This window comes from Streptomyces sp. NPDC050423, assembly GCF_040655445.1.
In the GTDB taxonomy this organism is placed as follows: domain Bacteria; phylum Actinomycetota; class Actinomycetes; order Streptomycetales; family Streptomycetaceae; genus Streptomyces.
The window spans coordinates 161,872-180,891 of record NZ_JBFAJY010000005.1 but is presented as its reverse complement, the minus strand read 5'-3'; the positions used below and the strand labels follow the sequence as shown (position 1 = coordinate 180,891).

Genomic DNA, 19,020 nt, shown 5'->3' with positions numbered 1-19,020 from the left:
GGACCAAGATCACCTAGTCCCGTGACCGACGGTTACGGGACTGCCTTCAAGCGCGCTCATGAAGTCGGGCGGCGGCGCCATCGGCCGCGGCAGCCGTCTCCGCGCGGGCCACCACCCTCGACGGTGTGCGGTCGCGGTCCAGTACGCCCGCCGTGACCGCCACCGCGAGGCCCGCCACGGCCAGGACCGCGCCGACCAGGGCCGGGGACGTCCAGCCCCAGCCGGCCGCGATCGCCATCCCGCCCAGCCACGCGCCGCCCGCGTTGGCCAGGTTGAACGCGGAGTGGTTGGAGGCGGACGCCAGGGTCGGGGCGTCCTTGGCCTTGTTCATGACGAGCATCTGCAACGGCGTCGTCGTCATGAAGCCGACCCCGCCCAGCAGCACCACCATCACCAGCGCGGCCCACTGCACATGGGCGGCGAACGGGAAGACCACCAGGACGACCGCGAGCGCGCCCAGCGATCCGTACAGGGTCGGACGCAGCGCCCGGTCCGTGAGCGGGCCGGCGGCGAGCGCGCCCAGGGTCATGCCGATGCCGAAGAGCGCCAGCACCAGCGTCACGGAGGACTCGCCGAAGCCCATCGCCTCGGTCGTCATCGCCGACAGGTAGGAGTACACGGCGAAGACCCCGGCGAAGCCGAAGACGGCGGTGAGCAGTCCGAGCAGCACCTGCCGGTTGCCCAGGGCCCGCAGCTCGTGGCGGACGTCGCGGTGCGCCTCGACCGGGATCCGCGGGACGAGCCGCGCGAGCGCGGCCATCGCGCACAGCCCGATCACCGCGACCACCAGGAACGTGGCCCGCCAGCCGAGGTGCTGGCCGAGCAGGGTGGCGGCGGGCACGCCGACGATGTTGGCGACGGTCAGGCCGAGGAACATCGTCGCCACGGCCCGTGCCTGGCGCCCGTCCGCGACCAGCCGGGTGGCGACGACCGCGCCGACGCCGAAGAACGCGCCGTGCGGCAGCCCGGCCAGGACGCGCCCCGCGAGCAGCCAGCCGAAGCCGGGAGCGAGCGCGGAGGCGAGGTTGCCGACGGTGAAGAGCGCCATCAGCAGCAGGAGCATCCGCTTGCGCGGGATGCGGGAGCCGAGGGCGGTGAGCAGTGGGGCGCCGAGCACCACACCGATCGCGTAGGCCGACACGAGATAGCCCGCCGTGGGGACGGAGGTGCCGAGATCGTCCGCGACATCGGGCAGCAGGCCCATCATCACGAACTCCGTGGTACCGATGCCGAAGGCGCTCACCGCGAGAGCGAGCAGAGCCAGAGGCATGAGGAGAGACCTTTCCGGAGGGAGCCCCGTCCGCCGCGACGGCGGGGCCGGTCGCGGCACGGGGCGCAGGAGGGAGCCGGGGCATGGCGGCGCTGCCGGGCGTGGGCGCCGGAGCACTCAGCGGCGGACCGGCTCCATCGCCGGTCGGCCTCGGTCCCTGATCGGAACAAATACTCTCAGATGGTCTATGCCACGAGGTAAACGGCCGGGGGAGGCCCGTAAACAGCGCGTGACGTCAGAGCTCGCGATGCCAGAGCTCGTGACGTCGGAGCTGATGCCGGCGCGTGCCGTCAGAGCTTGACGCTGGCCGCGATCGGGAGGTGGTCGCTGTCCGTCGCGGGGAGCGTCCAGGACGACACCGGGTCGACGCCCTTCACCATGATCTGGTCGATGCGGGCCATCGGGAACGAGGCGGGCCAGCTGAATCCGAAGCCGTCACCGGCCGCGCCCTGGGTGGAGCGCATCTGGGCGGTGACCGCGTTGAGCGAGCGGTCGTTCATGGTGCCGTTGAGATCGCCGAGCAGGACGACCCGGTCGAGCCGTTCGTCCGAGATGGCCTCACCGAGTGCGTCCGCGCTCTGGTCGCGCTGGTTCGCGGTGAATCCGGCGTGCAGCTTGACCCGTACCGAGGGCAGGTGCGCGACGACGAAGCCGACCTGGCCCTTGGGCGTGGCGACGGTGGTCCGCATGGCCCGGACCCAGCCCATCTTGATGTCCACCGGGCGGGTGTCGCTGATCGGGTACTTGCTCCACAGGCCGACGGTCCCCTGGACCGAGTGGTACGGGAAGCGGCCGGCGAGCGCCGATTCGTACGTTTTCACCTGACCGGCGGGCAGTTCCTGGAGGGCGATGACGTCGGCGCCGGAGCCGGCGACCTGCTGGGCGGTGCCCGAGGGGTCGGCGTTGTCCGCGTTGACGTTGTGGGTGGCGACGGTGAGATCGCCGCCCCCGCCCGACTTGTCGGTGAGCAGACCGCCGAACACGTTGAACCAGACCACGATCGGGAGCAGCAGCACGATCAGGGCCGTCGCGGAGCGCCGCACCAGGCCCAGCACGAGCAGGACCGGTACGAAGACGGCGATCCACGGCAGGAACGTCTCGGTGAGGCTGCCCAGGTTGCCGACGGCGTTCGGAATGTGGGAGTGGAGGAGCATCACGATGGTCAGCAGGGCCGAGCAGCCGGCCAGGACGATCCCGCGCCGCCAGATGCCCCGGTCCCGGACCAGTCTGTCGCGCAGGTCCCGGAAACGGGATCCGGATCCGGAGGGCTGCGGTCCCCCGCCACCGTTCCCGGTGTCCGCCCTGTACGCCTGCACCATCGCGCTGTCCTCACTGCCTTGCCGTGCACATCGCCGCGCCAACGACCCTAGGCGATGAACGATGCGTTTCCCGCCGTCGACGACGGCCGTACTGCCAGCAGGACGAACGAGGGGGTGCGGTGGGTTCCGGCCGGGGGCGGCTTGTGGGGGCTTGTGCGGGCTTGTGCGGGCTTGTGACAGAACGATCACACGCGCGGGGGTCCGGGCGCGTCAGCCGTGGCCTGCGGCTTCGCCGGGTCCGGTGCCGGCGGCCGCGGCCCGACGCCCTCGACCAGCAGCTGGATGATGCGGTCGGCGAGGTCCTCGGGCAACGGCGCGTCCGGCCGGTGGATGGTGCGTACGAGCATGGGGCCGACGAACAGGTCGTCCATCAGCTCCACGTCCGTGTCGCCGCGCAGTTCGCCGGTTTCGACGGCTCGCCGGACGGCCGCGAGCATCGCGACGCGGCGCGGCGCTATCACGGTGCACTGGTACTCGGCCCAGAGCCGGGGATGGCTCTTCATCTGGGCGAAGACGTTGTGCAGCAGTACGGAGGAACGCTGGGCCAGGCCGCGCCTGCGCATCGACTCCAGCAGGACGCGCAGATCACCGAGCCCGCCGGTGCCGGAGACATCGGGCTCCGGGGGCTCGATGTCGCGCAGGACGTCGACGAAGAGCTCCTCCTTGTCGGTCCAGCGCCGGTAGATGGTGGCCTTGCCGACTCCGGCGGTGCGGGCGATCCGCTCGATGGACAGGCCGGCGAGGGGTTCGCCGGCCTCCAGGAGTTCGACGACGGCGTCCAGGATGGCCCGCTCGGCCGCCGCGCTGCGCGGGCGGCCGCGGCGGGGCTCCTGGTCGTCGCCGGAACCGGAGCCGGAGCCGCGGTCCCGGTCGCCCGGAGCCCGCTCGTCCCGGTCCGATGCCTGAGCCTGCACGTGAAACCACCTTTCGCCGCCCCCGATTCTCCCCGAACGGACGGCACCCGGCAGCATCCGGCCGGATCGGGCACCCGCCGAGTCCGTCAGCCGGGCGCCGTCAGCCGTACGGGGCCGCCCGCGTCACCGTGCCGCGGGCGCGGGCACCGTCGGCTCGTCGTGCGTGCCGCCCGGCGTGGGCGGCTGCGCGGCGGGCGTCCTGCCCGGCAGGAACAGCGCGACCACGATCGCCCCGACCAGGGCGACGAAGGCCGAGCTGATGGCCGTGACGTGCATGGCGCTCAGGAAGGCGTCGTGCGCGGCGGCGACCAGCGGGGCGCCCGCGGGTCCCATCTTCTCCGCGATGCCGAGCGTCGCCTCGATCGACTCCGCCGCGGTGTCCCTGGCCGCGGCCGGGAGCGCACCGAGGTGCCCCTCGATGTCACCGCGGTAGACGGCGGACAGCACCGATCCGAGGACGGCGATCCCGAGCGCGCCGCCGACCTGCCGGAACGTGTTGTTGACGGCCGAGCCGGAGCCGGCCTTCTCGCGCGGCAGGGCCTGCATCACGGCGACGGTGACCGGCGGCATCACGTGGGCCATGCCCGTGCCCTGCACGAAGAAGACCACGCACATCAGCCAGACGGGGGTGTCGGCGTCGAACAGCGCGAACGCCGCCAGCCCGGCCGCGACCAGCAGCATGCCGACGGTGCACACCGCACGGGCGCCGAACCGCGCGACGACCAGCCGGGCCCTGGGCGCGAAGACCATCTGGGCGATGGCCAGCGGCAGGATCAGCAGCCCGGACTGCAGGGCGCTCCAGCCCCGCACGCTCTGCATGTAGAAGGCGGAGAAGAACGTCACGCCCATCAGCGCGAAGAAGACCAGCGCGATGGCGGCGACGGCGGCAGAGAAGGCCGGCTTCCTGAAGTACGTGATGTCGATGGCCGGGCTGCTGCTGCGCTTCTCGTGGAGGACGAACACCACCAGGACGGCCAATCCGCCGATGACCGGCAGGAGCACGGAGACATCGGTGAAGTCGGCCAGCTCGCCGCCGCGGATGATGCCGTACACCAGCAGCACCAGGCCGATGATGGAAAGCGCCACACCGATCGGGTCGAGACGGCCCGGCTTCGGGTCCCTTGAGTCCGGTACGAGCACCGCCATCGCGATCAGCGCGATGACCACCACGGGGACGTTGACCAGGAAGATCGAGCCCCACCAGAAGTGTTCGAGGAGCAGCCCGCCGGTGATCGGGCCGATCGCGATGCCGAGGCCGACGCTGCCGGCCCAGATGCCGATGGCCTTGGGCTGCTCGTCGCGCTCGAAGACGTTCATCAGGACGGCGAGGGTGGCCGGCATCACGAACGCGGCGCCGAAGCCCATCACGGCACGCCAGGCGACGAGTTCGCCCGGCGAACCGGACATGGCGGCGAAGGCCGAGCCGATGCCGAAGAGCACGATGCCGAAGAGCAGCACCTTCTTGCGCCCGAGGCGGTCGCCGAGCAGGCCCGCGGTGAAGAGCAGTCCGGCGAAGACGAGGGTGTAGGAGTTGATCGCCCACTCCAGCTCGCTCTGGGTGGCCCCCAGTCCGGTGGGTGCGGGGGAAGCGATCGTCTTGACGGCGACGTTCAGGATCGAGTTGTCCAGCACCACGATGAGCAGGCTGAACATCAGGACAACGAGGATCGCCCAGCGGCGGCGGTGGACCGCCTCCGGGACCTGGGGCACAACGGCGGGAGCGCCGGACGGTATGGACATGGCCCAGAGCCTAACCTCATTACGATACGAGACCGTCTCGTATTGGAAAGTCTTTACCGGGCGGGAACCCGCCACCGCCGTACCGCCGTACTGGCTGGGGTCTTTCGTTTGGATCAGGCTGGATCACGGAGCGGGGGCCGGTGCCGTGCATCGCAAGGCGGAGGAGGGAGTCAGGGCGGAGTCATGGCGACCGACGACAACGCCGCGAGGTGCGGCACCGGCCCCCGCGAGCCCAGCCTGATCCAAACGAGAGGCCCCAGGTGCGCGGGCCCACTTCCCGTGACCGGCTCCGGGATGCCACCATGGAAGGGATCCGGGGACGCCGTCAGGGTGCCTCGAGATGACGAAGGAGCCGTTGGCAATGTCGCTTCAGGCTGCGCAGAACCAGTCCGCCACACCCCCCGCGGGAGCCCCCACCGACAGCAGCAAGGCGCTGTACGGAGGCAAGAGCAACCGCCGCGTCACCGTCCACGACATCGCCGCCGCCACCGAACGCGGCGAGAAGTGGCCCATGCTCACCGCCTATGACGCGATGACCGCGTCCGTCTTCGACGAGGCCGGCATCCCGGTCATGCTCGTCGGCGACTCGATGGGCAACTGTCACCTCGGCTACGAGACCACCGTGCCCGTCACGATGGACGAGATCGCCATCCTCTCCGCCGCCGTCGTACGGGGCACCAAGCGCGCCCTCGTCGTCGCCGACCTGCCCTTCGGGGCGTACCAGGAGGGCCCTGTCCAGGCCCTGCGCAACGCCACCCGGCTGATCAAGGAGTCCGGGGTCGGCGCGGTCAAGCTGGAGGGCGGCGAGCGCAGCCACGAGCAGATCAAGCTGCTGGTCGGCGCCGGTATCCCGGTCATGGCCCACATCGGCCTGACCCCGCAGTCCGTCAACGCGATGGGCTACCGGGTGCAGGGCCGCGGCGAGGAGGCCGCCCAGCAGATGCTGCGCGACGCCAAGGCCGTGCAGGACGCGGGCGCGTTCGCCGTCGTCCTGGAACTCGTACCGGCCGAGCTGGCCGCCGAGGTCACCCGCACCCTGCACATCCCGACCGTCGGCATCGGCGCCGGTCCCGACACCGACGCACAGGTGCTGGTCTACACCGACATGGTCGGGCTGACCGGCGGCAAGGTGCCGCGCTTCACCAAGCAGTACGCCGACCTGCGCCAGATCCTCGGCGACGCCGCGAAGGCGTACGCGGACGAGGTCGTCGGCGGCACCTTCCCCGCGCCGGAGCACACCTTCCACTGACCGGACCCCACCGGCCGGACGACCACTGCCGGCACCACCGACAGCCCGCCGACTTCCCCCATCGGCGGGCTGTCGGCCTGCTGTCGGCGGCCTGTCGGTGGCGGCTGTTCTGATAGTGGGCATGACGCGAATCGACAAGAACCCCAGGAGCGGCGGGAACGCCGTCGAGGTACGGGGACTGGTCAAGCACTACGGCTCGACCAAGGCTCTGGACGGCGTGGACCTCGACGTGCGCGAGGGCACCGTCCTTGGAGTGCTCGGCCCCAACGGCGCCGGCAAGACCACTCTCGTACGCTGCCTGTCCACCCTGATCCTGCCCGACGCCGGACACGCGGTCGTGGCGGGCTACGACGTGGTGAAGCAGCCCCGCCAGCTGCGCCGCACCATCGGTCTGACCGGGCAGTACGCCTCGGTCGACGAGAAGCTCTCCGGCTGGGAGAACCTCTACATGATCGGGCGGCTGCTCGACCTGCCGCGCAAGAAGGCCCGGTCCCGCGCCGACGAGCTGCTGGAGCGCTTCTCGCTCACCGACGCGGCGAAGAAGGCCGCCATGGACTACTCCGGCGGCATGCGGCGCCGGCTGGACCTGGCCGCATCCATGATCGGCAGCCCGTCCGTGCTCTATCTGGACGAGCCGACGACGGGGCTCGACCCCCGTACCCGTAACGAGGTCTGGGACGAGGTGCAGAGGATGGTCGCGGAGGGGGCGACCGTGCTGCTCACCACCCAGTACATGGAAGAGGCCGAACAGCTCGCCGGCGAACTCACCGTCATCGACCACGGCAGGATCATCGCGCGTGGCGGTGTCGACGAGCTGAAGGCCAGGGTCGGCGGCCGCACCCTGCAGATCCGGCCCTCGGACCCGTCCGAACTGGCCGCGATGGCCCAGGCGCTGCGGGAGGCCGGTCTCGACGGGGTCGCGGGCGCGCAGGCTGTCCCGGACGAGGGGCTCCTGTACGTACCGATCCTCAGCGACGAGCAGCTCACCGCCGTCATCGGCCTGCTCGGCACCCGGGGCTTCTCGCTGGCGCACGTCGCCACCGCGCTGCCCAGCCTGGACGAGGTGTTCCTCGCCATCACGGGCGAGAAGACCTCCGCCCCCACCGACACGATCCACGAGGAGGTCGCGGCATGAGCACGACGACTCTGAAGCCGGCCCCCGCCGGTTCGGCCGGTACCGCCCCGGCGAAGCCGCTCCACGACGAGGGCCGGATCGGGCTACGTGGCAACATGCGGCACATCGGGGCACTGATGCGGCGCAACCTGCTCCAGATCAAGAAGGATCCGGAGTCGATGTTCGATGTGCTCCTGATGCCCATCGTCTTCACCCTGCTGTTCGTGTACGTCTTCGGCGGGTCCGTCGGCGCGAGCCTGGGCGGTGACCGGCAGACCTACATCAACTACGTCATACCCGGTCTGATGGCGATGATGGGCATGAACATCGCGACCGCGGTCGGCACCGGTGTCAACGACGACTTCCACAAGGGGGTCATGGACCGGTTCCGCACGATGCCGATCGCCCGCTCGTCGGTGCTCATCGCGAAGATCGTGGTCGAGCTGGGCCGGATGATGGTCGCCACGGCGATCCTGCTGGGCATGGGCTTCGCGCTCGGGCTCCAGGTGAGTTCGGTGCCCGGCCTGCTGGCCGCGGTGGTGCTGTCGGCGGCGTTCGGCGCCGCGATCATGTGGATCTTCATCCTGCTCGGGCTGTCCCTCAAGACGCCCCAGTCGGTTCAGGCGATGGGATTCCTCATCTTGATGCCTCTTCAGTTCGGATCCTCGATCTTCGCCCCGCCGACCACGATGCCCGGCTGGCTCAAGACCTTCACCGACTACAACCCGCTGTCCAACCTGGCCGACGCGGCGCGTGGCCTGATGACCGGCGGGCCGCTCGGCCACTCCGTGTGGATGACCCTCGTCTGGGCCGTGGGCATCACCGCGATCACGGCCCCGCTGGCGGTCTCGAAGTTCCGCAAGCGGACCTGACCGGGGAGCCGGGCGGTCTCAGTCCCGGTACGGCTCGACGAGGGCGGTGGCCTCCTTCAGGGAGAGGCTGCCGCCCTCGGCGTACGCCCTCTCGAAGGCGGTGTCCCCGAGAACGGCACGGGCCAGTTCCCCGGCCGCCGTGCAGTTCTCCCGCTCGATCGACGTCGGCACATGACCGGCGGGCAGCAGGCCCCGGCAGGCGCCCAGCAGCCGCGCCGCGACGGCGGCCCGGCGGTCCCCGCCGAGTCCGCCCAGCGCCCGCGCGGCGCCGACCAGGTGGGTCACGGCCATCTGCGGCGCCACCATCTGCGCGAGCGGGTCGCCGGCGCGTGCCAGCGAGCGCAGGCTCCCGGTCAGGGCGTCCGCGTACCGCCCGTCCAGGTTGTCCAGCCAGGCCACACCGCCCAGCACGAATCCGTCGAAGACCGCCCGGGTCTCCGAATGGAACTCCTCGCGCAGGGCGGCGAAGTGTTCGCGGGCCTCTGCGGTGCGGCCGGACCGGCCCAGCCACATGGCCAGGAAGAGCCGGGCGAACGACCTCGCGCCATGAACCGCGTACCGGGCCTCGGCGAGCACCTCCCGCAGGATCGCCTCGCCCTCCTCGCCGCGGCCGAGCTCGGTCAGTACGGAGGCGTACCGGGTGCGGAGCACCAGCACCTGGGCGTGGGCGCCGAGCTTCTCCGCGTATCCGACGGCGGCCAGGTAGTCATCGGCCGCCCGGGTGTAGTCGCCGGTCTTCTCGTTGGCCTCGCCGCGCGAGGAGAGCGCCTCGGCCGTGCCCCAGTCGTCCCCGAGGCGGCGGAACACCTCCAGGCTCTCGTCGGCGTCCACCCGTGCCTCGCCCGACCAGTCGGGCCGGTTGGCCAGCACGTTGGCGCGCATCTGGAGCGCTGCCGCCAGCTCCCACTCGTAGCCGAACCCCCGTGCGGCCAGAACCGTTTCGTCCAGCATCGCGCGCAGGCCGCCGATGTCGCCGGTGAGCAGGACCGCGAAGAACCACAGCGATGCCGGGGCACGGCAGGTCTGCGGCTGGCCGGCCCGGTAGGTGGCGGCGATGACACGCAGCCGCTCCATGCTCTCGGGGCTCACCAACTCGTCCATCGCGGGGTCCATGCTGACCAGCTGGACCAGCGCGACCTGGCGCCGCGCCTCCTGGAGCAGCTCGGGGCCCATCGGCGGGGGCGCGTCGATGCAGCGTTCGTGGAGGGACGGCGCGGGGCCGGCCGGCGGGGCGAACGGATCGGGGCCGAGCGCGGAGGCGGCTTCGGCCCACTGCAGGCCGTCGGCGCGCAGATCGCGTATCTGCCAGAACCAGGAGAGCGAGATCACCATGCACAGCGCCTCCTGCTCGTCGCGGGCGGCGACGGCGTGGCGCAGGGCGGTGCGCAGGTTCTCGTACTCGCGCTGGAGCAGTTCGATGGCGGCCAGCTGTCCGGGGCCCCGGAGTTCGGGGTCGGTGGTACGGGCCAGCTCCCGGAAGAACACCAGGTGCTGCCGTTCGACGGATTCCCGCTCCCCCGCCTCGTCGAGCCGTTCGGCGGCGTACTCACCGACGGTCTCCAGGAGGCGGTAGCGCATCCCGCCGTCCGCGGCGGGCGCGGCGACGACGAGGGACTTGTCGACGAGCGAGCCGAGCACCGCGGCGACGTCGTGCGCGTCCTGTGGCCGGTCCGCGCAGACCGCCTCGGCGGCGGCGAGGGTCCAGCCGCCGGAGAACGCCGACAGCCGCCGCAGGGCGGTGCGTTCGTCCTCGTCCAGGAGGTCCCAGGACCAGTCGACGACGGCCCGCAGGGTCTGCTGGCGCGGCAGTACGGTCCGGCTGCCGCCGGTCAGCAGACGGAACCGGTCGTCGAGCCGGTCGGCGATCTGGCGCGGGGTGAGCATCCGGAGCCGGGCGGCGGCGAGCTCGATGGCGAGCGGCAGCCCGTCCAGGCGGCGGCAGATCTCGGCGGCGGCCGCCGCCGTCCGCTCGTCCGCGTCGACCCGGAAGCCGGACAGTGCGGCGGCGCCGCGGTCCGCGAACAGGCGCAGCGCCATCGGGTCGGGCAGCGGGTCGACGGTCCGGACGAACTCGCCCGGTACGCCGAGGGGTTCACGGCTGGTCGCGAGAACGGTGAGCTCCGGGCAGCGGGCCAGCAGGTGGTCGGTGAGGGCGGCGGCGGCCTCGATGACGTGCTCGCAGTTGTCCAGGAGCAGCAGCATGCGGCGCCCGGAGCAGTGTTCGGTGAGCCGGGCGAGCGGTTCGGCTCCCCCGCCCCGTTCGACGGCCCGGAGCTCCTCGGCGCCCGCACCGCGCAGCACGGTCTCACGGCCGCCGAGCGCGGTGAGGACGGCCTCCGGCACCGACTCGGGGTCGTCGACCGGTGCGAGCTCGGCCATCCAGACCCCGTCCGGCCAGGTGGCGGGATCGACGGATTCGGCGGCCTCCTGGGAGAGCCGGGTCTTGCCGGCGCCACCGGGGCCGAGCAGGGTGACGAGACGGGCGCCGGAGAGGTCGCCGCGCAGGGTGTCGATGTCGCTCTCGCGCCCGACGAAGCTGGTGAGCCTGACCCGGAGATTGCCGGGCCGGGCGCGGGCGGGGCGGCCGTTCGGGGGTGCGGGTATCACCGGGTGGGCCGGTTCCTGGCGCAGGAGTTCGGCGTACAGCGCACCGAGTTCGGCGCCCGGGTCGGTGCCGAGCCGGTCGGCGAGCACGGTGCGCACCTCCTCGTACGCGGCCAGCGCCTGGGCGGTGCGTCCGGCGTCGCGCAGGGCTCGCAGCCGCAGCGCCTGGAGCGGTTCGTCGATGGGGTGCTCGCCGCAGAGCGCGGCCAGCTCCGGCAGCACCTGCTCGGCCCGGCCGAGGGCGAGCAGGGCGGTGAGGCGGGTGCGGCGGGCGTCGAGCCGGCGGGCCGTCCAGCGGGCCGCTTCGGCGTGCCGGTCGGGGAGATCGGCGAGGACCGGTCCGCGCCACAGGTCCAGCGCGTCGTCGAGGAGCGTCACGGCCTTCGCCGGATCGCCCTCCTCCAGGGCCCGTGCCCCCTCCCCCGCGAGGCGCTCGAAGCGGTACAGATCGACGGTGTCCGGTCCGGCGGCCAGCCGGTAGCCGTTCTCCGCCGAGGCGACCGCCGCATGGCCGAGCGCCCGCCGGAGCCGTCCCACGAGTGCCTGCAGGGCACCCGGCGCGTCGGCGGGCGGGTCCCCGTCCCACACCTCGTCGACGAGCACGGCCGCGGACACCGGCCGGCCGGCCCGCAGCGCGAGAACGGTGAGCAGGGCGCGCAGCCGCGCCCCGCCGACGGCGACGGCCGTGCCGTCGTCGCGGAGTGCCTGGGTGGTACCGAGGATCCTGTAGCGCACGCGCCTATTCTCCGTGACCGGGGCCGGGTGCGGGACCGCGGCCCGGCCGTATGAGCGCGGGCCGTCCGCCGTACTGCCCGTCATGCCCCCACCCTCCACGGAACCACCGGCAGGATGCCAGACGTTTTGGCCGTGTCGCCTGTACGGTCGGGGCTCGCCGCCCGCCCGCTCCCGTTCCTCCCGCAGCCACCAGGAGCCGCCGATGACCAACGCAACAGCGCGCAGCGACCGGCGGATCAGCCCGGTCTTCCTCGGAATCGCAGCCGTCGCGGCGGTGTCCGGCTGGGCCGTGTGGACGGACTTCGCCGGTCAGCCCGGGTTCGCCACGTTCCTCTTCGTCACGGCGGCGTGGGTCGTGTCCCTCTGCCTCCACGAGTACGCCCACGCCAGGACCGCGCTGCACAGCGGCGACATCTCCATCGGCGCCAAGGGATATCTCACGCTCAATCCCCTCCGCTACACCCACGCCCTGCTGAGCATCGTGCTGCCGGTGCTGTTCGTGATCATGGGCGGGATCGGCCTGCCGGGTGGTGCGGTCTTCATCGAGCGCGGCCGGATCCGCGGCCGCTGGCGGCACAGCCTGATCTCGGCGGCGGGCCCGCTGACCAATGTGCTGTTCGCGATCGTGTGCACGGCGCCGTTCTGGCTGGGCGCGCTGGACGGCGTCCCGGCCGCCTTCCGGTACGCGCTGGGCTTTCTGGCGCTGCTCCAGGTGACGGCCGCGATCCTGAACTCCGTACCGGTGCCGGGTCTGGACGGCTACGGGGTGATCGAGCCCTGGCTCTCGCACTCGGTGCGCCGCCAGGTGGAGCCGTTCGCCCCGTTCGGGCTGATCGCGGTCTTCGCCCTGCTGTGGGTTCCGGGGGTGAACGCGGTGTTCTTCGACGCGGTCGACGCGCTGCTGCGGTCGCTCGGCGTCAGCGACTTCGACACGTACTGCGGTCTCGACGCCTACCGGTTCTGGCAGGCCCCGAGTGCCTACTGCTAGGCGGCAGTGCCGGTGGCGCGCCGCCGGCGCAGGTAGTACCAGGCCATGTTGGACGAGAGGCCGATCATGAGCACCCAGACGACGCCGAGCGGCCAGCTGCCCCGCACGAAGGAGATCACGGCCGCGGCGACGGCCAGGACGCAGACGGCTACGGCGTAGAGAGCGAGGCGGGGCATGGGGACGGCTCCTGTCGGGGGATGGCGCGCGGTCCCGTCCAGTGTCCCCCATGCCTCCGGCCGCTCCGATCGGGGTACGGCCCGCCAAGGTGCGGCTCACACGTCGGTGGTGCGCAGCCCCGCGTGTGCCTTGTAGCGGCGGTTGACCGAGATCAGGTTGGCGACCAGCGACTCGACCTGGTGGGCGTTGCGCAGCCGCCCGGCGAAGATGCCGCGCATTCCGGGGATCCGGCCGGCCAGCGCCTGGACGAGGTCGGTGTCGGCGCGGGCCTCGCCCAGCACCAGCACATCGGTGTCGATCTCCTCGATCGCCGCGTCCTGGAGCAGCACGGCCGAGAGGTGGTGGAAGGCGGCGGTGACCCGGGACTCCGGCAGCAGGGCGGCGGCCTGCTCGGCGGCGCTGCCCTCCTCGGGCTTCAGCGCGTAGGCGCCCTTCTTGTCGAAGCCGAGCGGGTTGACGCAGTCGATGACGAGCTTCCCGGCGAGTTCCTCGCGCAGCGACTCCAGGGTCTTGGCGTGCCCGTCCCACGGCACGGCGACGATCACGACGTCGCTGTCGCGGGCGCACGCGGCGTTGTCCGCGCCCCGGACGCCGTGGCCGATCTCCTCGGCGGCGGCCTGTGCGCGGTCGGCCGCGCGGGAGCCGATGACGACCTGCTGTCCGGCGCGGGCGAACCGGTAGGCGAGTCCGCGGCCCTGCGGGCCGGTGCCGCCGAGTACGCCGACGGTCAGGCCGGACACGTCGGGTAGGTCCCAGGGGTCCTTGGCCGGGGGCTTGGGCGCGCTGCCGCTGTCATTCGTAGTCATGGCCCCGACAGTACTTCCAGGCGGGGAAGGGCCGCCCCGTCGCCGGACCGCGATCCGGATCACGTTTCCGGCCCCGCACGTCCCCGGCCCCGGCACGTCCCCGGCCCCGTTCGGATGCCCCGGCCCCGTTCGGATGATTCCGCGGCCGTTCCCCCGCGCGGGAGCCTGCGTGTGGTGCAGGATGCCGGGCCATGGATGCCGTACGGGTGGCGCTGCTGCGTGAGGTGCTCGCCGGGACCGAGTGGCCGGCCGCCACCCGGCGGTTCGCCGGGGCGCTGCGCTCGTCCGTCGTTCCGCACGGCGGCGGGCTGCTGCTGGTGGGGACCGAGGTGTACGAGCCGTGGCACCTGGCGGCGCATCTGGTCGACGAGTCGGCGTGGTCGGGGCTGCCCGAGCTGGCTCCCACGCTGGTGCGTCACCGGGTGGAGCCCGGGGACCCGGCCCACCTGGCTGTCGGCCTGGGCCGGATCGAGGCGGCCGGGCGGGGCGAGACCCTGCTCGTGGTGGTGCCGGAGTCGCCTGGCGAGGGCCTGCTGGCGCGGGTGCACGACGCCCGCCGGGCCGGCGCGACGGTGCTCTCGCTGGACAACGGCGATCCGGAGGTCCGGGGCCTGGCCCATGAGGCGCTGTCCGTGGCGGGCGGCGACGACGTGGACCTGGACACGGTCCAGCACCTGGTCAGCGCGGCGGCCGGGGAGAACGGCGCACCCGTGCGGCGTGGCCGGCGGCGTTTCCGCGACCGGCTGTCCCGGCTCGCCGACCAGCTGACGGCTCCCCCGCCACCGCGCTGGTGACAGGAGGCCGCCTTCTTCCCAGGGGCGGTCCCGCGGTTTCGAAAACACATTTGCACCGGGCACGTATCCCGGCGGACCATGACCGCTCGTGACCTCTCGTCCCTCGCTCGCCGCCAGGCTGGCCGCGCTTCTTCCCGACCTCTCGCCCTGGCGTTCCTCGGCGGACTTCCGGCTGCTGTGGGTGCAGGGGCTCGTCACCTTCTTCGGCAGCTCCATGGCGCTGATCGCGCTGCCCCTCCAGATCAAGGACCTCACCGGGTCCCCGCTCGCCGTCGGTGCCATGGGAGCGGTGGAGCTGGTGCCGCTGGTCGTGTTCGGCCTCTACGGCGGTGCGCTCGCCGACGCCGTGGACCGCCGCAAGGTCATCCTGGCCACCGAGGCGGGGCTCGGACTGCTCGCGCTCGTCCTGCTGGTGAACGCCGCCCTGCCCGACCCGATGCTGTGGCCGCTCTACGTGGTCGCGGGCGGGGTCTCCGCGCTCTCCGGTCTCCAGCGGCCCGCGCTGGACTCGCTGATGGCCCGGATCGTGCCGCACGACCAGCTCGCCGCGGCCGCCGCGCTGAACTCGCTGCGGTGGCAGTTCGGCGCGATCATGGGTCCTTCGCTGGCCGGTGTGGTGGTGGCGTACGCCGGGCACGCCACGGCCTACACGGTCACCGTCGTCACGTTCACCGTCTCCGTGGTCCTGTGCCGCCGGCTCGCGCCCGCACCGCCCGTGGAGGCGGGGCAGAGACCGTCGCTGCGCGGTATCGCGGAGGGCGCGCGCTACGCCTGGAGCCGTCCCGTACTGCTGGGGACGTACGCCATCGACATGGCGGCGATGTTCTTCGCCTTCCCGAACGCGATCTTCCCGTTCCTCAGCGACGAACTGGACGCCGAGTGGTCGCTGGGCCTGATGTATGCGGCGGGGTCGGTCGGGTCGCTGATGCTGGGACTGACCAGCGGATGGACCGCAGGGGTGCGCAGACACGGACTGTTCGTGGTGTCCGGTGCCGCCGTCTGGGGGCTCGCCATCGCGGCGGCGGGCTGGTTCGGCAACGTGTGGCTGGTGCTGGTCTGCCTGGCCGTGGCGGGCGCGGGCGACATGCTCAGCGGGCTGGGCCGCTCCACCATCTGGAACCAGACCATCCCGGAGGAGCTGCGGGGCCGGCTGGCGGGCATCGAGGTGCTCTCGTACAGTGTCGGCCCGCAGCTGGGCCAGGTGCGGGCCGGCGGCATGGCGGGGTGGACGGGGACCCGGTCCGCGGTCTGGTCCGGCGGAGTGGCGTGCGTGGCCTCGGTGGCGCTGCTGGCGGCGGCGCTCCCGAAGCTGCTGACGTACGACTCCGCGACGGACGAGGACGCGCTGCGCAGGCGGGCGGCGCGGAACGAGGAGGGCCCGGTGGCCACCGCCACCGGCTGAGCCCCGCCGCGCCGTGCCTCAAGCCGCCGTGCCCCGGGCCCGCGCCCTCAGCCGCTCGGGCTCTCGTCCGGTCCCTGGCGGTCGTGCCACTTGGGGTCGGTCTCCCACTCCAGGTTCCGCTCCTGCGCGGTCTCCATGGCGTGCTGGGCCTCCTGGCGGGAGGCGTACGGGCCGAAGCGGTCCTTGGCGGGGCACTCGGGGCCCTCCTCGACCTTCTTGTGCTCCAGGCAGTAGAACCACTCGCCGGGCTTGCCGACCGTGCGCTTCTTGAACAGGGCCATCGTCGACTCCTTTCCTCGGTGCCATGCTGCCCCATACACGCTGGGTACGATCTGATCCGCTCCCTATCGCGCACCCGGTCGTCAGGCCCTGCCCTAAACTCGCTGGCATGTCTGGCCAGTCGCTGCTTGTACCAGGGGAGCTCACTCCCGTCCGTTCCGTGCCCGGAAACATCCGGCGCCCCGAGTATGTGGGCAAGCCCGCTCCGACGCCGTACACCGGCCCGGAGATCCAGGACGCCGAGACCGTGGAGCGCATGCGCGTCGCGGGGCGGATCGCCGCGCAGGCGATGGGTGAGGCCGCGAAGCTCATCGCCCCGGGCGTCACCACGGACGAACTCGACCGGGTCGCCCATGAGTTCATGTGCGATCACGGCGCCTATCCGTCGACGCTGGGCTACCGGGGCTTCCCCAAGTCGCTCTGCACCTCGCTCAACGAGGTGATCTGCCACGGCATCCCGGACTCGACGGTGCTGCGCGACGGCGACATCGTGAACCTCGATGTGACGGCGTACATCAACGGGGTGCACGGCGACAACAACGCCACCTACCTCTGCGGTGACGTCGACGAGGAGTCGCGGCTGCTCGTGGAGCGCACCGAGGAGTCGCTGAGGCGGGCGATCAAGGCGGTCCGGCCGGGCCGCCAGGTGAACGTGATCGGGCGGGTCATCGAGTCGTACGCGAAGCGCTTCGGGTACGGGGTGGTACGGGACTTCACCGGGCACGGGATCAATTCCTCGTTCCACTCCGGCCTGATCATTCCGCACTACGACAGCGAGCACGCCACCACCGTGATGAAGCCGGGCATGACGTTCACCATCGAGCCGATGCTGACGCTCGGGACCCATGCCTACGACATGTGGGACGACGGCTGGACCGTGGTGACGAAGGACCGCAAGCGCACCGCGCAGTTCGAGCACACGCTGGTGGTGACGGAGACGGGGGCCGAGATCCTCACGCTCCCGTAGCCGCACCGTCCCCCCTCCTCTCCCCTGTACGAAGAACGGCCGTCCCCTCGGGCGGCCGTTCTTCGTGCTTCCGTTCCTTCGCGCATCCGTGTGTCCGGGCCGGATCGGGGTACGGTTTTACCGACAGAGCGTCGGGAAGCAGTTGACTTAGGTAAGCCTAAGTAGGAAGATCGGGACATCGGACCGCGCCGCGGTACACAGCCGCGGCGGGACGATCTCCGTCTCTTTCTGGACTTCCCGTCCCCCTTGGTCCCCGGAGGCCCGCCTTGGACGCAACCGTCACCGCCACACCCTTCTCCACGCTGATCCGTACCGCGTCGCACGAGCAGCACACCGAGGCGGAGACCTCGACCTTCATGAGCGACCTGCTCGGCGGACGCCTCGGCGTGGACGCGTACACGCGCTACACCGAGCAGCTGTGGTTCGTGTACCGGGCCCTGGAGGACGGCGCCGAGGCGCTGCGCAACGATCCCGTCGCCGGTCCGTTCATCCAGGCCGAGCTGATGCGCACCGCCGAGCTGGAGCGCGATCTGGCGCACCTGCGGGGTGCGGACTGGCGCGAGGGCCTGGAGCCGCTGCCGGCCACCGCCGCGTACGCCGACCGGGTCGCCGAGTGCGCCCGCACCTGGCCCGCGGGTTACATCGCGCACCACTACACCCGCTACCTGGGCGACCTGTCGGGCGGCCAGATCATCCGCGACAAGGCGGAGCGGACCTGGGGCTTCGACCGCAAGGGCGACGGCGTGCGGTTCTACGTCTTCGAGGGGATCGCCAACCCCGCGTCGTTCAAGCGGGGTTATCGCGAGCTGCTGGACGCGGTGAACGCGGACGACCTGGAGAAGCAGCGGATCGTGGACGAGTGCAAGCGGGCGTTCGCGCTGAACACCGCGGTGTTCCGGGAGCTGGGGGAGGCGTTTCCGCTGAGTGCGTAGCGCTTGGTGGTTGGCGGCGGAGTGACCCGGGCTCGGGTCGCCCCGCCGCTTCGTCTTTTGTCCTCAATCGCCGGACGGGCTTGATTTTTCCGCCGGACGGGCTTGGTGTTTCCCGGACGGGCTTGGGGTGTGCCGTCGGACGGCCTGATTCATCCCTGGACCGCCAGCAGTACTCGTCCGCCGATCTCCACCGTGCCGTCCGGTGCGGGGGCCGTGAGGATCTGGGAGCCTCGGCCCTGCCTGATGTTCAGGGCGCGGTTCAGCTGGGCGCTGAGCAGCAGCGCGGCCGCCCCCGTCGCCTCGTCCTCCTCGATGCCGTCGCCCCGCCGGGGAAACGCCCGTGCCCTGACCCGGCCCGCCGCCCCGTCCTCCCAGGCCCATGCGTAGAGCCAGCCCTCACCGGGCGGCGGGCCGGTCAGCGCCTCGACCTCGGCCGCCGAGCCGTACCGCTCCAGCGTGCGCGGCGGGGCCCACTCGGGGCGGGCGGTGATCCAGGTGAACTCGCCGTCCTGGCGGGCGAAGACCTCCCCCACCGACAGCTCCAGGACCTCCAGGTCGAGCAGCCAGGCGGCGCCGACCAGCGGGTGACCGGCGAACGGCAGCCGGCGGGACGGGGTGTAGATGTCCAGGTGGCCGCGTTCCGGGTCGTCCACGAACACGGTCTCGCTGAAGCCCAGTCGCCGCGCGAGTGCCTGCCGGGAGGCCTCGTCGGGGTGGTCGCGTCCGTCGCGTACGACACCGAGCGCGTTGCCGTGCCGCCCGTCGGGGCCGCAGAACACGCGCAGTACGTCGATGCCGGCGGGTACGTCGTAGTCGCTCACGTGCGCATTCAAGCACCGCCCGGGTGCCTGCCCCCAA

Annotated in this window: 17 protein-coding genes; 8 read left to right on the top strand and 9 right to left on the bottom strand. The window is 72.0% G+C overall.

All coding sequences use genetic code 11. The annotated features are described in order from the left end of the window. Nucleotides 1-46: 46 nt before the first annotated feature. The 4 genes from AB0I52_RS06305 to AB0I52_RS06290 all read right to left on the bottom strand — a co-directional run bounded on the left by AB0I52_RS06305 (nt 47) and on the right by AB0I52_RS06290 (nt 5,243). Entirely contained in the window at nt 47-1,270 is a 1,224-nt protein-coding gene (locus AB0I52_RS06305) for an MFS transporter (RefSeq protein WP_363069448.1), read from the bottom strand. 290 nt (nt 1,271-1,560) lie between these two features. Continuing rightward, nucleotides 1,561-2,589 carry an endonuclease/exonuclease/phosphatase family protein gene (locus AB0I52_RS06300; protein ID WP_363069446.1) on the bottom strand — a complete coding sequence of 343 codons (1,029 nt, stop codon included), beginning with the start codon at nt 2,587-2,589 and terminating at the stop codon, nt 1,561-1,563. A 185-nt stretch (nt 2,590-2,774) separates the two neighbouring features. Next, nucleotides 2,775-3,503: a TetR/AcrR family transcriptional regulator gene (locus AB0I52_RS06295; RefSeq protein WP_363069444.1), complete on the bottom strand. Its 729-nt coding sequence runs from the start codon at nt 3,501-3,503 to the stop codon at nt 2,775-2,777. 123 nt (nt 3,504-3,626) lie between these two features. Continuing rightward, nucleotides 3,627-5,243 (bottom strand): DHA2 family efflux MFS transporter permease subunit, encoded by a 1,617-nt coding sequence (locus tag AB0I52_RS06290; RefSeq protein ID WP_363069442.1) that lies wholly within the window; start codon nt 5,241-5,243, stop codon nt 3,627-3,629. 361 nt (nt 5,244-5,604) lie between these two features. Between AB0I52_RS06290 and panB the strand changes: the two genes are divergently transcribed. From panB to AB0I52_RS06275, 3 genes are all read left to right on the top strand, one after another. Continuing rightward, nucleotides 5,605-6,492 (top strand): 3-methyl-2-oxobutanoate hydroxymethyltransferase, encoded by an 888-nt coding sequence (panB, locus tag AB0I52_RS06285; protein ID WP_363069440.1) that lies wholly within the window; start codon nt 5,605-5,607, stop codon nt 6,490-6,492. 121 nt (nt 6,493-6,613) lie between these two features. Beyond that, nucleotides 6,614-7,627: an ATP-binding cassette domain-containing protein gene (locus tag AB0I52_RS06280; protein ID WP_363069438.1), complete on the top strand. Its 1,014-nt coding sequence runs from the start codon at nt 6,614-6,616 to the stop codon at nt 7,625-7,627. Continuing rightward, entirely contained in the window at nt 7,624-8,478 is an 855-nt protein-coding gene (locus tag AB0I52_RS06275) for an ABC transporter permease (protein WP_363069436.1), read from the top strand. The genes AB0I52_RS06280 and AB0I52_RS06275 overlap by 4 nt, the downstream gene beginning before the upstream one ends. Nucleotides 8,479-8,496: 18 nt before the next feature. Here the strand turns inward: AB0I52_RS06275 and AB0I52_RS06270 are convergent, their stop codons facing one another. After that, the gene (locus tag AB0I52_RS06270) at nt 8,497-11,817 is read right to left on the bottom strand and encodes a BTAD domain-containing putative transcriptional regulator (RefSeq protein ID WP_363069434.1); all 3,321 of its coding nucleotides are present in this window, start codon (nt 11,815-11,817) and stop codon (nt 8,497-8,499) included. Nucleotides 11,818-12,019: 202 nt separating this feature from the next. On the opposite strand from AB0I52_RS06270, the gene AB0I52_RS06265 reads away from it, so the two are divergent. After that, nucleotides 12,020-12,805 (top strand): site-2 protease family protein, encoded by a 786-nt coding sequence (locus AB0I52_RS06265; RefSeq protein WP_363069433.1) that lies wholly within the window; start codon nt 12,020-12,022, stop codon nt 12,803-12,805. Here AB0I52_RS06265 and AB0I52_RS06260 read toward each other — a convergent pair. Both AB0I52_RS06260 and npdG read right to left on the bottom strand, forming a co-directional pair. Next, entirely contained in the window at nt 12,802-12,981 is a 180-nt protein-coding gene (locus AB0I52_RS06260) for a hypothetical protein (RefSeq protein WP_363069431.1), read from the bottom strand. The two genes, AB0I52_RS06265 and AB0I52_RS06260, sit on opposite strands and share 4 nt — an antisense overlap. 96 nt (nt 12,982-13,077) lie before the next feature. Then, entirely contained in the window at nt 13,078-13,788 is a 711-nt protein-coding gene (gene npdG, locus AB0I52_RS06255) for an NADPH-dependent F420 reductase (RefSeq protein WP_363069429.1), read from the bottom strand. Between the two features lie 191 nt (nt 13,789-13,979). On the opposite strand from npdG, the gene AB0I52_RS06250 reads away from it, so the two are divergent. Both AB0I52_RS06250 and AB0I52_RS06245 read left to right on the top strand, forming a co-directional pair. Further along, nucleotides 13,980-14,582: a hypothetical protein gene (locus tag AB0I52_RS06250; RefSeq protein WP_363069427.1), complete on the top strand. Its 603-nt coding sequence runs from the start codon at nt 13,980-13,982 to the stop codon at nt 14,580-14,582. An 88-nt stretch (nt 14,583-14,670) separates the two neighbouring features. After that, nucleotides 14,671-15,984 carry an MFS transporter gene (locus AB0I52_RS06245; protein ID WP_363069425.1) on the top strand — a complete coding sequence of 438 codons (1,314 nt, stop codon included), beginning with the start codon at nt 14,671-14,673 and terminating at the stop codon, nt 15,982-15,984. A 47-nt stretch (nt 15,985-16,031) separates the two neighbouring features. On the opposite strand, the gene AB0I52_RS06240 is transcribed toward AB0I52_RS06245, so the two are convergent. Beyond that, nucleotides 16,032-16,265 carry a hypothetical protein gene (locus tag AB0I52_RS06240; RefSeq protein ID WP_363069423.1) on the bottom strand — a complete coding sequence of 78 codons (234 nt, stop codon included), beginning with the start codon at nt 16,263-16,265 and terminating at the stop codon, nt 16,032-16,034. Nucleotides 16,266-16,372: 107 nt separating this feature from the next. Between AB0I52_RS06240 and map the strand changes: the two genes are divergently transcribed. Then, a complete protein-coding gene (gene map, locus AB0I52_RS06235; protein WP_363069421.1) occupies nt 16,373-17,230 on the top strand; it encodes a type I methionyl aminopeptidase in 858 nt (285 codons plus the stop codon). A gap of 266 nt (nt 17,231-17,496) precedes the next feature. Further along, nucleotides 17,497-18,162, top strand: coding sequence for a biliverdin-producing heme oxygenase (locus AB0I52_RS06230; protein ID WP_363069419.1), 666 nt, complete (start codon nt 17,497-17,499; stop codon nt 18,160-18,162). A 149-nt stretch (nt 18,163-18,311) separates the two neighbouring features. Here AB0I52_RS06230 and AB0I52_RS06225 read toward each other — a convergent pair whose 3' ends face one another. Beyond that, nucleotides 18,312-18,983, bottom strand: coding sequence for a PhzF family phenazine biosynthesis protein (locus AB0I52_RS06225; RefSeq protein WP_363069417.1), 672 nt, complete (start codon nt 18,981-18,983; stop codon nt 18,312-18,314). Nucleotides 18,984-19,020: the final 37 nt, after the last annotated feature.

What these genes read in the sequence shown, in the direction of transcription:
- AB0I52_RS06305 (WP_363069448.1), bottom strand. Translation starts at nt 1,270, where the DNA reads ATGCCTCTGGCTCTGCTCGCTCTCGCGGTGAGCGCCTTCGGCATCGGT.
- AB0I52_RS06300 (WP_363069446.1), bottom strand. Translation starts at nt 2,589, where the DNA reads ATGGTGCAGGCGTACAGGGCGGACACCGGGAACGGTGGCGGGGGACCG.
- AB0I52_RS06290 (WP_363069442.1), bottom strand. Translation starts at nt 5,243, where the DNA reads ATGTCCATACCGTCCGGCGCTCCCGCCGTTGTGCCCCAGGTCCCGGAG.
- panB (WP_363069440.1), top strand. Translation starts at nt 5,605, where the DNA reads ATGTCGCTTCAGGCTGCGCAGAACCAGTCCGCCACACCCCCCGCGGGA.
- AB0I52_RS06280 (WP_363069438.1), top strand. Translation starts at nt 6,614, where the DNA reads ATGACGCGAATCGACAAGAACCCCAGGAGCGGCGGGAACGCCGTCGAG.
- AB0I52_RS06275 (WP_363069436.1), top strand. Translation starts at nt 7,624, where the DNA reads ATGAGCACGACGACTCTGAAGCCGGCCCCCGCCGGTTCGGCCGGTACC.
- AB0I52_RS06265 (WP_363069433.1), top strand. Translation starts at nt 12,020, where the DNA reads ATGACCAACGCAACAGCGCGCAGCGACCGGCGGATCAGCCCGGTCTTC.
- AB0I52_RS06260 (WP_363069431.1), bottom strand. Translation starts at nt 12,981, where the DNA reads ATGCCCCGCCTCGCTCTCTACGCCGTAGCCGTCTGCGTCCTGGCCGTC.
- npdG (WP_363069429.1), bottom strand. Translation starts at nt 13,788, where the DNA reads ATGACTACGAATGACAGCGGCAGCGCGCCCAAGCCCCCGGCCAAGGAC.
- AB0I52_RS06250 (WP_363069427.1), top strand. Translation starts at nt 13,980, where the DNA reads ATGGATGCCGTACGGGTGGCGCTGCTGCGTGAGGTGCTCGCCGGGACC.
- AB0I52_RS06240 (WP_363069423.1), bottom strand. Translation starts at nt 16,265, where the DNA reads ATGGCCCTGTTCAAGAAGCGCACGGTCGGCAAGCCCGGCGAGTGGTTC.
- map (WP_363069421.1), top strand. Translation starts at nt 16,373, where the DNA reads ATGTCTGGCCAGTCGCTGCTTGTACCAGGGGAGCTCACTCCCGTCCGT.